Source organism: Moorena sp. SIO3B2, assembly GCF_010692525.1.
GTDB classification, from domain to species: Bacteria; Cyanobacteriota; Cyanobacteriia; order Cyanobacteriales; family Coleofasciculaceae; genus Moorena; species Moorena producens.
Map to the genome: position 1 here is coordinate 1 of NZ_JAAHHE010000174.1, position 13,191 is coordinate 13,191.

General features: G+C 43.9%; 10 protein-coding genes and 1 pseudogene. 2 read left to right on the forward strand and 9 right to left on the reverse strand.

What is annotated here, in order from left to right:
• The first annotated feature begins 260 nt into the window (after nucleotides 1–260).
• The gene (locus F6K38_RS25930; RefSeq protein WP_287357935.1) at nucleotides 261–668 is read left to right on the forward strand and encodes a hypothetical protein; all 408 of its coding nucleotides are present in this window, start codon (nucleotides 261–263) and stop codon (nucleotides 666–668) included.
• 452 nt (nucleotides 669–1,120) lie between these two features.
• Complete coding sequence (locus tag F6K38_RS25935; protein ID WP_287357936.1) at nucleotides 1,121–1,369, forward strand: hypothetical protein; 249 nt, start codon at nucleotides 1,121–1,123, stop codon at nucleotides 1,367–1,369.
• Nucleotides 1,370–1,522: 153 nt separating this feature from the next.
• On the opposite strand, the gene F6K38_RS25940 is transcribed toward F6K38_RS25935, so the two are convergent.
• The 9 genes and pseudogenes from F6K38_RS25940 to F6K38_RS25985 form a co-directional block, all read right to left on the reverse strand.
• Nucleotides 1,523–6,367 (reverse strand): WD40 domain-containing protein, encoded by a 4,845-nt coding sequence (locus tag F6K38_RS25940; protein WP_287357938.1) that lies wholly within the window; start codon nucleotides 6,365–6,367, stop codon nucleotides 1,523–1,525.
• The gene (locus F6K38_RS25945) at nucleotides 6,361–6,534 is read right to left on the reverse strand and encodes a hypothetical protein (RefSeq protein ID WP_287357940.1); all 174 of its coding nucleotides are present in this window, start codon (nucleotides 6,532–6,534) and stop codon (nucleotides 6,361–6,363) included. Before F6K38_RS25945 ends, F6K38_RS25940 begins: the two co-directional genes overlap by 7 nt.
• 114 nt (nucleotides 6,535–6,648) lie before the next feature.
• On the reverse strand, nucleotides 6,649–6,861 hold the full coding sequence (locus F6K38_RS25950) for a hypothetical protein (RefSeq protein WP_008189921.1): 213 nt from the start codon (nucleotides 6,859–6,861) through the stop codon (nucleotides 6,649–6,651).
• Nucleotides 6,851–8,233: an ATP-binding protein gene (locus F6K38_RS25955; RefSeq protein ID WP_287357941.1), complete on the reverse strand. Its 1,383-nt coding sequence runs from the start codon at nucleotides 8,231–8,233 to the stop codon at nucleotides 6,851–6,853. Before F6K38_RS25955 ends, F6K38_RS25950 begins: the two co-directional genes overlap by 11 nt.
• A 526-nt stretch (nucleotides 8,234–8,759) precedes the next feature.
• Nucleotides 8,760–10,246: pseudogene (locus F6K38_RS44400) on the reverse strand (RNA-guided endonuclease InsQ/TnpB family protein).
• 204 nt (nucleotides 10,247–10,450) lie between these two features.
• Nucleotides 10,451–10,900, reverse strand: coding sequence for a DUF29 domain-containing protein (locus tag F6K38_RS25970; protein ID WP_071102634.1), 450 nt, complete (start codon nucleotides 10,898–10,900; stop codon nucleotides 10,451–10,453).
• A 231-nt stretch (nucleotides 10,901–11,131) separates the two neighbouring features.
• Entirely contained in the window at nucleotides 11,132–11,794 is a 663-nt protein-coding gene (locus tag F6K38_RS25975) for a Na(+)/H(+) antiporter subunit B (protein ID WP_071102633.1), read from the reverse strand.
• Nucleotides 11,794–12,468 carry a DUF4040 domain-containing protein gene (locus tag F6K38_RS25980; protein ID WP_287296810.1) on the reverse strand — a complete coding sequence of 225 codons (675 nt, stop codon included), beginning with the start codon at nucleotides 12,466–12,468 and terminating at the stop codon, nucleotides 11,794–11,796. Before F6K38_RS25980 ends, F6K38_RS25975 begins: the two co-directional genes overlap by 1 nt.
• Nucleotides 12,461–12,739, reverse strand: coding sequence for a monovalent cation/H(+) antiporter subunit G (locus tag F6K38_RS25985; RefSeq protein WP_287253916.1), 279 nt, complete (start codon nucleotides 12,737–12,739; stop codon nucleotides 12,461–12,463). The genes F6K38_RS25980 and F6K38_RS25985 overlap by 8 nt, the downstream gene beginning before the upstream one ends.
• Nucleotides 12,740–13,191: the final 452 nt, after the last annotated feature.

Here is a 13,191-nt window from a genome sequence, read left to right on the forward strand (position 1 = left end):
GCTCCCTAAAATATAATCCAAAAATACATCATAAAATTGATATTTGTTATATATCAAACCCCCAAGCTAATCAATTTTTAAATTTGTAAAAAAATGTTGCAAAAATCTAAAAATATCCTTGACATTTTCCAAGTTATTAGTAATAATAAAAATGTCCGATATTTCGATAATATTTATGGACAAAAAGCCGCGCTTTCCACGTCAACCAAGAAGCGCGGCTTATGTCCTCAGTCACAAACTATGTGTGAGGTATTTCTATCATGCCAAACAAACGCTCAAATGATCATCTGAATCATCTGATTAAGTGTCAGCGAGCCCTAGACCGCCTTGCCCAAATTGCCAGAAGCCAATCGACACTGGAACATTCCTATCCTCGTGCCATCACCGAGCGAGAAGAAATCTTGATCTACCTATACAGCAACTGCCGACTATCCATGACCCCCCAGGAGTTTTACTGGAAATGGCAAGTTAACCAAGAAGACATTGCTAACATCTGCTGCCGCTCAACTTACGCTGTAAACAGCTGGCTGGCTCAAGGTCCTCGCTATAAAACTCCCTCTTCCGATTCTTTGCATCATCTGGCCTTAATGGATTTCCTCTTAGAAAATTTCGAGGCCATTCCAAAGGAGTTATTAAATCAGCTCTGCTCTAAAGTTAAAAGTTGTTAGAATTAAGAATATAGAATGTGGAATTAAGAATGTAGAATGCAGAATTAAGAATTGAGAATTTAGAATTTAGAATGGAGAAGGCTGAAGGCTGAAGGCTGAAGGCTGAAGGCTGAAGGCTGAAGGCTGAAGGCTGAAGGTATAATGTATAATGTATAATGTATAAAGAATAATGTATAAAGAATAATACCTAATGTATAATTCTTAATTCTTAATTCTCAATTCTTAATTCTTAATTCTCAATTCTTAATTCTTAATTCTACATTCTAAATTCTTCATGGGGAACTTTCCCTCCGCAGATTCGTCAAAGCCGCCAAAGCTACGATATTCTCCACTCAGAGACTTTCCTGATCTGATCCACAAACCTAGAAAATATCCTGATCTGAGCCATCAATCTGGGAAAAATGTATATATGAATCGAGTTGGAATTAGCACAGAACCCACGGAGTCCACTTATGAAACGTTATAAAATTCTATCCCTTCTGGGGATAACAGCAGTATCGACAATCACTGCTACTCAGGTTTTAGCTATGGAGACAGGTTACCAGAACTTAATCACCGAACCTGACTCTACTAGCAATAGTCTATTCGAGGATGTTTCATTCCTTAAATACACTATATTTGATACCGCTGTTGGCGCTAGAGAGCCCCAAGATGAAGATCCTAAACCGCCACGCTACGACATGCCAGAATCCGGATTTTAGTAAAGTCCGCTCCAGCTAGAAATTGATCATATATAGCAGTTCTTAATTGGGTGAGTTACACAAGTTGTGGGTTTTAGGGAGTAGGGAATAGGGAATAGGGAACAAATCTTGTGTACCTTACTACTATCAGAACTGCTATATATTCCAGCTAATTTACTCTTGCTCCTCAATTCCCTCACAGAGTTCTCTGTCTTTTTGGTTGACGTCCGGATTATTGTTCAGATAATTACTTAGCTGATCACAAGCACGCTTGAGTAGGGAATTCACATCGTTTAATTGACTGTAATCTAAATTCCAACTACTAACCCGATTCGCTGCGTTAATCGAGACTAGGCTTTCACCATCTGGACTGAAATTCACAGACTCCACACGTTCAGAACCCTCGGTTAACGTTCTGATTAAAATTCCATTGGGGTCCCATAGTTTAACTGTTCCGTCCTGACTGCCAGAAGCAATAATGTTTTCTTTGGGGTGGAAACTGACATCATGAACAGTTTTTGTATGCCCCACTACTTTTTTATACTCGAATTCCTGCCAGGAGATGTCTTTACGACTCCAGATGTCTTTACGACTCCAGATGATCATAAAACCACCAACAGCACCTGCCACAATCCGCTTACCATCGGGGCTGAAACTAACGGAGGACAACCTGCTAGGCCCAGTAAGGGTATACATTAGTTTTCCGTCCTGGTTCCAGAGTTTGACCGTGTTGTCATTACTGGCAGAGGCAATTAACTGACCATCGGGACTGAAACTGACGCGATTTATTGCCTCTTTATGTCCCGCTAAAGTACGTAGCAATTTCCCTTCCCTGGTCCAAAGTTTCACTGTCCTATCCTCACTCGCAGAGGCAATGATTTGACTATCAGGACTGAAACTAACGCTATAAACTCGATCCCTATGCCCCTCTAGAGTATGTAGCAGTTTCCCCTGGTGATTCCAGAGTTTCACCGTCTTGTCATTACTGGCGGTGGCAATTAACTGACCATCGGTGCTGAAATCAACCCCATTCACCAAACCCTGATGTCCCTGGAGGGTGAGTTCCCTACTCTGCTCCTTGGGGTTCAAGAGTTTGACAGTGTTATCATCTCGACTACCAGAGGCAATGATCTCACCATCCGGGCTAAAACTAGCACCATAACCATAGACTGTATAGCTGGTAGGTTGGAAAACCTTAGGCAAGATTCGCTCAAGACTCCAAAGTTTGACAGTGAAATCAAGACTAGCTGAGGCTAGCATCTTACCGTCAGGAGTGAAACTAACCTGATTGACAGTATTTTGATGACCAGGAAGGGTTGAAATTGGTGTACCCTTACCAGTCCAGAGTTTTATTTTTCCGTCACTACTCCCTGAGGCAATCCACTCACCATCAGGACTAAAGCTGACACTGTTGATAGGATGATCATGTCCTGCCAAGGTTTTGTCTAAGGTTCCATCACGGTTCCAAAGTTTCACGGTCTGATCATCACTAGCTGAAGCAATAGTCTGACTATCCGGGCTAAAAATTACACTCCAAACAGCTTTGTCATGCCCCTCTAGAGTGTTGATTAATGTACCGTCACTACTCCAGATTTTTACCGTTTTGTCCTTACTAGCAGAAGCAATTAATTTTCCATCATTGCTAAAACTAACGCTCAAAACAGCTTTCCCATGTCCTGTTAAGGTTTTGAGCAAAGTTCCATCACGGTTCCAGAGTTTAATAGTTTTATCACCACTGGCTGAAGCAATGGTCTCACCATCGGGGCTAAAACTTACCCACTTTACGTCCTCCTTATGTCCCCTCAAGGTGTTAATTAAGTTGCCATCCCGATCCCAAAGTTTAACAGTTTTGTCTTTACTGGCAGAGGCAATGATCTGATTATCAGGGCTGAAACTGACGCACCACACTGTATCATCATGTCCTTTTATGGTATGCAGCAATTGGCCATCACGAGTCCACAGTTTGATGGTTTGATCAGAGCTAGCTGAAGCAATGAGTTGATTATCAGGACTGACACTAACACTCAAGACACTACCTTGATGTCCATCTAAACGATTGTGTTCTTGGGTTAAGTTGACTGCTTGCCAGAGGTTAGATACAGTCTCTTTTTCAATGTCTGATTTGGCTCTTTTATGGTTTAATTCTTTCCCTACTTTAATGCTGCTTAAAAGGGCATCAAGCTGATTTTCTTTCACAAGACGAGAGAGCTGATATTTAGCGTTGAGTTTAGCAAGATTTACCTGTCTTTCGTGAAATTTTGCCGATTGCCACAGCCCGATTGCGATAGCTGCTAGTATAGTCATTACTACGCTAAATCCCCCTAACCCCATGAGCAACCGTTTTTGAAGCCGTTGTCGCGCCTCTCGCTCTTTTTCAAGTTCTGCTCTCATGTCAGCCCCTTGTCGTTGTCGAATGAAATCTACTAAATAATCATGGACTAATTGATAGCGATCGCTATAAATCTCTCGCAACAGCAGCACTAAGCCAGATTTAACAAAAATTTCCAACACTAAATCTAATCGTTTTAGCTCTGTGTCTACATCAGCCGCCAAGGCTTTTAATTCTTTTTCCAAATCATGGCGAGTTTTGAGAGGGCGGGTGTTGTTTTCATCCGTTAGCAAGTACAACACTAATTCAGCTGCCCGTTTGTTCTCGGCACCACACTCTGCCACAACTTCTTCTAAGTATTGGTTGACTAATTCAGCTTTTGGGTTATCCCCTAGGTGTTGATACTGTTCTAGGGTCGTAATTTTGTTTCGTTCCAGTTGCGCCCCTACCACTTGCAACTCAATTGGTCGAATTTCTCCTAATTCTTTGCCTAAATCCTCCACTAATTTATCAATCAGTGCTTGCTCTAGGGGAAACTGAGTTTGCTCGGTTAAGCCTTCAAGATATAATTTGGCATCTGGTGGGGTAAGATTACCCAAGTCAAACAGAATCTTTTTATCTAAAATATTGTTATTAATAACCTCTAAATCGATTCCGAACTTATTAAATTCCAACAGGCAATGTAAATAATCCTCTCGCACAGACAAGATTACCTTTACATAAGGAATATTCAGACAGTCTCGCAAAAATTCATAAAAACCTCGCCTCTGGTTGGGGTTTGAGCAAACCAATAAAAACTCTTCAAACTGGTCAAATATTAAAACAGTAAGCAAATTTTGCCTAGCATTATTGTGCAACTGCTCAAGAATGAGGGCGGTTGAATCAAGCTTACTAGGCACAGAGGCTAAATTTACTCTCTTCTCCAGAGTGTTTTTTAAGGATTTGCCTAGTGCTTGAATCCAATTCCTATAAACTTGCTGCAAAACCGGTAATACCCGACGGGTATTAATGGTTTTGCGTTCTAATGCTGGTATTAATCCCGCCTCAATCATCGAACTTTTCCCCGCCCCGGACTGTCCATGAATCACAGTTAGTCTAGAGCGCTCCTGTTCCATGCGCTCAATCAGGCGATTAACATAGTGTTCCCTGCCAGAAGCGGCAATTTCTGGCGCTATCCTTTCTGAGCACTCAACCGTTGCTAAAACTGGGTTAGTTACCTGCTGCTTAGGCTGCAATCGACCAGCACCAATGAATGCCCGAAACCCAAACCGGCTCTCAATCCCCTGTTGGTCTTGTTTAATCTCAAAGGCAGTGAGATAGTCCCCTTGTTGGCAATAGGCCTGATGTAATTCCTTCAAGATACCAATATAAAGTTCTGGATCATAGTGGGGTTTGGTTTCTGCTCTCGCGGTTTCCAAGTTATAAAGTGCTGCTTGTAATTGACCAACATGTTTTTGCGATCGCATAGCCCCAAGCAGTGCTCGTCCCAAGGAAAATAAATACCAACCCTTAGCAAAAGACTTGTTCCAGTCTAAGAAAACCTCTTCTTCTGGTGAGGGATTGACTATCTTAGCTGATGCCGTTGATTGCAGAAAAAGCGCTTGTTTTGAATACTCTTGGGCTTTAGTCCAGGCTGATTTGGCTAGGGCTACTTCAGCCAAAAAGCCATAAGCTTGTGCCATTCTGAACGGATCAGAATAGGTTTGATGGAGCGCCAAGGCTTTGTTGGCCACTTTCTCTAACTCCTCCCAATTTGACTGGTGCTGAAGTGCCTCTCCCCAAAAATTAATAAATTTGGCAGCTAACTCTGGGCGGTTAGCCTGCTCAAGAACCTCAACCGATTCCTGAAAATAAACTTTTGCTTTTTGACAACCTTGCTCCTTCTCAGCTTGATGCCACAGTGCATAACCAGCCCACCACAAGCCTAAACAGAATAGTACATGTCCACGGCGTTCCAGGTTATCGGTTTGTTTCCACAGAGCTAAACTGCGCTCATAATGCTGTCGAGACTCTTCTTGACAATTATCAGCCACTCGACCAAGCACAAATTCCAAACTGGCTTCTAACTCAGGTGCTAAGGCCACTCCCCGCTTTTCCAGGTCCTGTCGTGCTGACTGTAATTCCACATAGGATCCAGAGTCTTTGTTTAAATTAAGAGTACAACTCTGCAAAAACTCAGTTTCACGGGAAGCTACCATCTTGGCAAACACCTGATCAGTGGTTTGCTCAATAAACTGAATTAATTGACCGCTGCTAATCACAAACTCAACACAGCTTGACCAACTGTGGAAATCTGGCACTGACCGAATTAGCATTTGCAGCAACTTATCCGTCACCCACAACACCAGTGGAAACCGAAAGTTCCGAAACTCTTCCCGAATCTGGTTAGTTGCTGTCAGCACTTCCTCTATGCAATTTACTGAGTCTATCCCAGATACCATCAACGCCTCTGGCTGTTCCGGACCTAGCTCTTCCACAATAGTGGTATAGAGAGTTTTAACCGATTGCTCTAAGACCAGCTCCCTGATCGGAATAGAACATTGCTCCTGCAACTGCTCAATAATTTGTGTCCTCAATACCCCATAGTTACCAACCGCCAAAATCAACGAAAATTCTCCCTGAGAAAAAGTAATCAGTCGGATTAGTTCTCTCAAGGAATCTTGGTTGTGATTTGCGGTTGTATCTAGCATGACTTATAGTATTTCTCAATTGGGTGAGGCACAAAGTCTTGGGTTTTAGGGAGCAGGGAGCAGGGAGCAGGGAGCAGGGAGCAGGGAGCAGGGAGCAGGGAGCAGGGAGCAGGGAGCAGGGAGCAGGGATTAAACTGGGCGCGGCTAAGGGAGGGAGTGGTAAACAACTATGTGTACCTCATGAGCATGATATTTTATCCCTTGATTCACGCCCTTTAACCGGACAGGGAGGTAAGTATTCAGCATTCAGCATTCAGCATTCAGCCGTCAGCCGTCAGCATTCAGCTGACGTAACAAAGATTAAACGAATGCTTAATTGTGTTATTTAAAAGCTGATAGCTGATAGCTGATAGCTGAATGCTTACACAGGGAGTCATGGAACTGAGTAATTTCAGGTAGAGGTTAATGCTGAATGCTGATAGCTGATAGCTGACGGCTGATAGCTGATAGCTGACAGCTGACGGCTGATAGCTGATATTATATTTAGCTTCCATTCAATTCTTTGGCATCATCTAACACCGGATTGATATCATACCAACATCCGTGGTCATTACAATACTCAAACACAAACAAACTCTTCAACAGGATTTGGTATTCCTCCTCACCCCTGACAGTTTTGTGTTCAGCCACATGTCTGAGCAATTCCCACTCATCCGGTGTAATTGCCCTGCTCAATTCATTGCGACGCTGACTAATCACACTGTCTACCAAGTTACGAGATAAAGGCGGCTCGTCTTTCCTGAGGCAGTTACGGAGCAGCACCAACAAATTCCTGACATGACCCCCACTGACTAGACACAGCCGATCCAAGGTCTGTGGGCTATCAAACACTTTTGTAATTAAACCGATCCGTTGCTCTGGCTCCAGATCTGGGAAGGCTCTGGCTAAGACCATCTGTCGCAGCAAAGCAATTCCGGCATCACTGGGACTACCATCTGGTTCTTGTACCTGTACCATCGGTAACAGTAAATGCTCACAACCAAAGCGATTCCTGAGGTTTTCTTGGTCATTGGAAAATGCCAAAATCAGGGGAATGGTGTAGACCACATGGCATTTGAGTTGATTAAGATACTCCCCCTGGTCTACAAACAAATATTCTGGCTGATTGCGTTGCCCTGACTTAGGTTTATTATGGATCCGGTCAAGATTATCCACAATCACCACTAGTCCAGCTTTACCCTGCTGTTGCAGCTGCTGTTGAGCTGGTTCAATCAGTTCTGTATTAATCGCTTCTACAATATTGTTGACCCGTGGCTCTAGATGTTGTCGCAATAGGGAGCGAATGTCCTTAGAATTCTTAGCTTTCGTAGTAATTTCCCCAATCCCAAAGGCTAGGGAATACTCCCCCTCTTGTGAGCTGATGCCAATCTCATCAGGTATTTTAACCCCTACACCAGCGGCCTGAAACTCAGGAACTTTGAATTTCAACCCGGTCACCTCGGAGTTTAACAACTTAGCCGCCCCTTGCACTAACCCTCGGAAGCGGGTGGGTTGGAGTTTAATTTTAGCTTCCTCCAGACTTTGAATCACCTGACGAGCAATGGTCAGCAAAATATCACTGATCTCTACATCTGCCAGATCCAAGTCATTAGAGGACTCAAAATAAACGACATGAAATCCCTGTTGTTCTAATTCCCGTTTCAATCGCGATAACTCGGTAGACTTGCCACAGCCCATGTGTCCCGTAAACAACTGACAGGTGGGTTCGTCTTCTGAGAAGGTAATGGTGCGTCTGAGTTCTCGAATAATATTGCTGCCCCGCACCTTGGAAAAATCAATGTAATATTGTTGGTCTTCAGCCCTCCCCACATTCAGGGTTTTACTGGGATTACAGACCCGAAAAAATCTGCGGAAATTGACTGTCATTAAAATTCCCCCCGGTAGACAAATTGACTATTGTCAGATTACACCCCGATATCTGCCAGATATACTTGACAAATTTAGGCTTATAGCGCTACAGGCGCTATAGCCTCTATATAATTTATCGACTTAATAGCTACACATTATGCAATTGACATTTTCCCTTCACTGCAATAAAACGTAACATTATTCCCAATCCTGATGGTATATGATGCAGTAGCGTCCCAGAAAGTTGCCTGAAATTTCATAAATGCTATCCTCCCTTCACACTCCCTACTCCTAGTGTGGCTCATCAGTCAGACTAGAAGCAGTACCCGATCGGGTACCTTGGTTTTAGGGAGCAGGGAGCAGGGACTTCGGAGCAGGGAACAGCGGATCTGGGAACAGGGAAAAATCTTGTTTACCTCATTAGGATAGAAATCGCTATATTTCCGATACTGAACCAAAAGTATTGCGCCGGACTCCCCTTGCGTCGATTGCGGGTAAAGTTGACATCTCCCCCGGCTAAAGCACGGGGGATTCTACAATGTTGTTACGTGGCAGGGTGAACCCGTGCCACTTCACTTCTTGTCCTGTACGATCTAGAAAGAGAGTTAAACAGATCGTACCGGTGTGGGACTGTCATTGATCCCCTACCTGCCTTGGTTAAGTCAATTCCTAACTGTGCAGCTACTTTCCTAGCAATATTGCCTGCCCCGTTACAGTCAGCATTGATTAGGTGCCCTTCAGAAGACTTGTATAATCCACGTTTTACCCTTTTGCCCGACGGTGTCCATCCTTTGGGTTTTTCGCCATGTTTTGGGAGGCTGTCGTCGTCAAGGTAAGACGCTTTACTGGTGTACGCTTCCTCGGTAATCGTTACTTTTATTCCATATTCGCAGGCTAGTTGCTTTAGTCTTTCGATTAACCTCTTAGTGGGAATAACTACAAAGTTCTGATTTCCCCGTTTCCCCATCTTTGATGAATCTTTTTGACGTTCATTCCATCCAACTATCAAGTTTCCAATACGATCATTGAGGCATCTGTTAATTATAAATCTGGCTGCCTTGTTGATCGCATCTCGCATCTGATTGTTGCGTTTCCGTTGGACACGATCCAGGTTGCTATCCCAGTAAAAATCTGATTTACCGGCTTTATATTTGGCAACCAATCTGGCGTACCCCTGATTCATGGATTTGAGTTTCCGACCATCAATAATCGGGAGCATCCCAATTTGGCACGTTAGCTCTTGTTAGGGGGCTGAAACCCTTGAAATATAGTTGCTTTGGGTAATATTGTTTCCAAAATGAGATGCTCCCCAATAATCAGGCTCTTTCCATGGGTCGAAACTCCGGTTAGCCAATTATCCCCACCATGATCGAAGCTCCAAGCCTGTGAATAATCAAGATTGGGGTTGTTCTCGACTGGTTGCTTCCCGTCGTCGATCACCCAATCAATCCATAATTCTCCCAGGTACGGGCGAATTGTCACCTCTTTGACCCAATCTGGATCTATAAAATCTGGAGCTTCTAGTACAATTTCTGTTAGCAGTTCTGGTTTACTCTCTTTGCTGACAGAGGGATAAAATAAGCCTTTTTTATAGGTAAGAGCTTGTCTCGGGAAAGTCACACCAGTCAACCCGCCTTTTTGGCGATATCTAAGAAGTCTTGGTCTATCTACCTGGCCTTTATAATAAAGTCCGACTAATTGGTTATAACCTGTAATTGATTCAGCCACAGACTTTAAAGTTTGCTGTGCTGATTGAGCCGCCATCGCTTTGTAATGAGGATTATCTTTTAGCTCTTTACAAAGTTCCGCGTAATTAACATTACACTTATACGTCTTCCAACCATAACGCAGCACATCTTCTTTCCAGTAAGTAGTAAAAGCTTCTGGTTGCTGTTTTAGCCAAGTATAATGTTTTTGCTTGGAGTAATAGGTAGCACAATTCCATAAGCTATTCGCTTGTTCGCCTTGAAATAGCCAAAAAGCTTTTTCTTCATCTGTGAATATTGCTTTTACTGGAATTGTCCTATACATTTTGCTATCACCTCCTTATACATATTATGACATATTTAAAACTAAAAGAGTTCCCAAGTTTATGGATACGACGGGATTAATCCCGTCGCTCTGTTTCATCCCCGGTCTAAAGACGCAGGGCTCTCACATTTCTGGATATTTTGGTAGAACTTTGGGGGATTTGGTCAGTCCCGTCGTTGAGGAACAAGATTGGAGACTGCTATATCACTTGGGAAACCAATCCTTATCCAGTAATTCCTCAAAGGAATAAGGACATTGTTCTGGTAGAGACTTAAGCTGAGTTTTCTTCTGGACAATCAATAAAGCATTTTGGTAGATCTTGGGTAATTCCTCGGCTAAGTAATTTCGTAAATTAGTGGTAAGTTTATCCTCTAGTTGAACTCGAAAGGTAATAATTTCCCCCGCCCAGTGATTAGCATTTCTACCCCTCTCTGCTTCCCAAAATTGGTACAGCATTAGATGAATGATTATCTGCAACAGTAAACTTTTAACAGCATTTCGTTCGCTGCGTCCCAAGGCTTCTAATTCCTCGATTAAGTTGTCATAATCTAATTCTTCTAATTGACGATTTTTCAGTCGCTTAACTGTTTCAGTTAACCACTGATCGTACTCAGTTTCATAAAGTTGTTTTAAGTCACGTATCTGAGATTTCATCAGCAAAGGGAATAGGGAGTAGGGAGTAGGGAGTAGGGAGTAGGGAGTAGGGTGTGGGGTGTGGGGTGTGGGGTGTGGGGGATAAGAAAGCGATGCAGAGGTGCGACCCGTGGCGAATTTAATTACGGGTCAAGCGCACCGTTTTTCATAACTATAAGGTACACATAATTTTTGTTCTGTTCCAGTGATCCGCTGTTCCCTGTTCCCTGAATTGAAAACCGCTGTAATCGATCATAGCAATCCCCGATGATGAATAAAAACCAAAATAACTGCCCACGAACCCAAAGCAACTTTTACTGCAACCAAGATGTTGAGTATGGGGATGACGGCAGCGCTGACAAGTGTCTGCAACTCCCCGTGGGGTAATTCTACTCCCGTCAAGGTTATAACCGCTAGTACAATAAAAATCAAAACTGAAATCTTCTCCCACCTAGCAGCTTGCCAACGCTTGTAGACTGCCTGCATCCACTGGAATGATGAGGTAATGGCAACCAGACCGATTGCGGTTCCCCCCGCCACCCCAGCCGCAAAGCCACCTCCTGGACTCAGATGCCCCCGAATCGCTAGTTCGATACCTACCAACGCAGCAATCGTCGCTCCCAGACGGGCTAGAACAATGGATGGTTTATCGGTAAATTGATAGATCGTGCAGAACGGCTTTTCATCCGCCAGTAGAAATTTAGCTCCCATGATCGCGATCGTAAATACCACCACTTCAAAGATGGTGTCATAGAGCCGATTCCGGAATATGATACCCGAAACCGCATTGGGCACTCCAGTATCTTGTACAACGGATTCGACGATAGAGAGATCTGATAAGTCTGCCGCCGGATTGGGCAAAACCATAAATTTGACGTACAGCGCTATCCCTGCTGCAATGTAAATCCATTTCATTAATGATCTCCCCCTGCCTCTGGTACATTTAAATAAGTCAAGCTTGTCGCCGATAATGAAAGTTCACTTTGCATGATCTCATAGAGGCGTTGAACCCTGGTCTGGGTGTGATAAGGTAGGGTTTCATACTCTTGCCCTACCTGGTCTTGATCATCCTGTGGTGATGCCTTCTGGGTAGCTCCTTGAGCTAATCCCCTCTGGTCTTGCTCAAACAGCCATCCCTCATCTTCGGTACAGGTCCCATGGACTTCTTTTTCTATCAGCGCCCGGTGCAAGGTCTCCCTATCTGTGTAGGTTACCAGCTCAAGGCGCATATAGTGTTTGCTCAGAATTGTCCGTAAGTCATCCATCAGTTCCCCAAAATCCGGTTTGGTCTTGCCCTCTGCTAAAGACTCCCCATCTGCCTCAACTTCTTCCCAGTCTTGGATTACTCCAAGACGCATGGTTAAGGATGAACGCACCGCAACCGCATAGAGGGTAATGGCTAGCATGGTACCCACCAACGCTTCGGTCAAAGCCACATCCGCTGCCCCAAACATTGCATAGACCAAAGCCGCCACCGCTCCCAGTATGCCTCGGATCACCAGAGCATGGTATGGATTGACCTGAAATACCAGCATGCAGGCGGACAAAGGCAGTAGGGCGGTTATCACATAAATATAGCTATCAGTCATTGTCACCCCCACTACTGGAACAGTAAGCCAACACATATCCCAGCACTGTATTCCAGATCGCCAAGGAGATAATGGCGAGAATCAGCAGCGGCCATTCACTGGGTATCTTCAGGAGCAGCCCGACGATGATACTCATCGAGCCGAGGGTATCTGCCACTGAAAGACTATGTAGCTTGAATAATACTGATCGCTCACCGATTAGGGGAATGGTTCCCCAAAACCAGAAGAGGATTCCGACACCTATGCAAGTGTAACTCAGTGCATTAATCATATAGCGGTTTGCGACAATGTTTACGTACATATTTATAGTTTTTTAGGGAACAGGGAACAGGGAATAGGGAACAGTAAATAGAGCATTTTGCCTCCAAGCTATTAAGAAGTAAACTTTATTTTTTTTGCCCCATTTTCAGAATTAACTTATATGCAAATTGCTATAAGACCTCTGGCAAAAGTAGTTTTATGATACTGTTCTTGATGCAAAGCGCGAGTGGGGGGAACCCCCTTTGGCCGACTGCATCGCTTTTCGTGAATTCTTGTCCACTGTTCCCTGTTCCCAGATCCGCTGTTCCCGACTTCTGAAAGAAGTCTATACATCGCTCATCAGTCTTCGCGGCTGGATACCCCATCCCTCTACAGGGTGGGGAGGAAAGCCGCGCCTCCAATTAGTAGTTTACAATTAAGCCCGTTGAACGTTTTAGGAGTCGGACTTTCCGGGCGGTGAAT

Excerpts from the sequence above, each read along its gene's own strand:
- F6K38_RS25980 (WP_287296810.1), bottom strand. The coding sequence starts at position 12,468 with ATGACTGATAGCTATATTTATGTGATAACCGCCCTACTGCCTTTGTCC.
- F6K38_RS25935 (WP_287357936.1), top strand. The coding sequence starts at position 1,121 with ATGAAACGTTATAAAATTCTATCCCTTCTGGGGATAACAGCAGTATCG.
- F6K38_RS25975 (WP_071102633.1), bottom strand. The coding sequence starts at position 11,794 with ATGAAATGGATTTACATTGCAGCAGGGATAGCGCTGTACGTCAAATTT.
- F6K38_RS25930 (WP_287357935.1), top strand. The coding sequence starts at position 261 with ATGCCAAACAAACGCTCAAATGATCATCTGAATCATCTGATTAAGTGT.
- F6K38_RS25955 (WP_287357941.1), bottom strand. The coding sequence starts at position 8,233 with ATGACAGTCAATTTCCGCAGATTTTTTCGGGTCTGTAATCCCAGTAAA.
- F6K38_RS25940 (WP_287357938.1), bottom strand. The coding sequence starts at position 6,367 with ATGCTAGATACAACCGCAAATCACAACCAAGATTCCTTGAGAGAACTA.
- F6K38_RS25985 (WP_287253916.1), bottom strand. The coding sequence starts at position 12,739 with ATGATTAATGCACTGAGTTACACTTGCATAGGTGTCGGAATCCTCTTC.
- F6K38_RS25970 (WP_071102634.1), bottom strand. The coding sequence starts at position 10,900 with ATGAAATCTCAGATACGTGACTTAAAACAACTTTATGAAACTGAGTAC.
- F6K38_RS25950 (WP_008189921.1), bottom strand. The coding sequence starts at position 6,861 with ATGGAAGCTAAATATAATATCAGCTATCAGCCGTCAGCTGTCAGCTAT.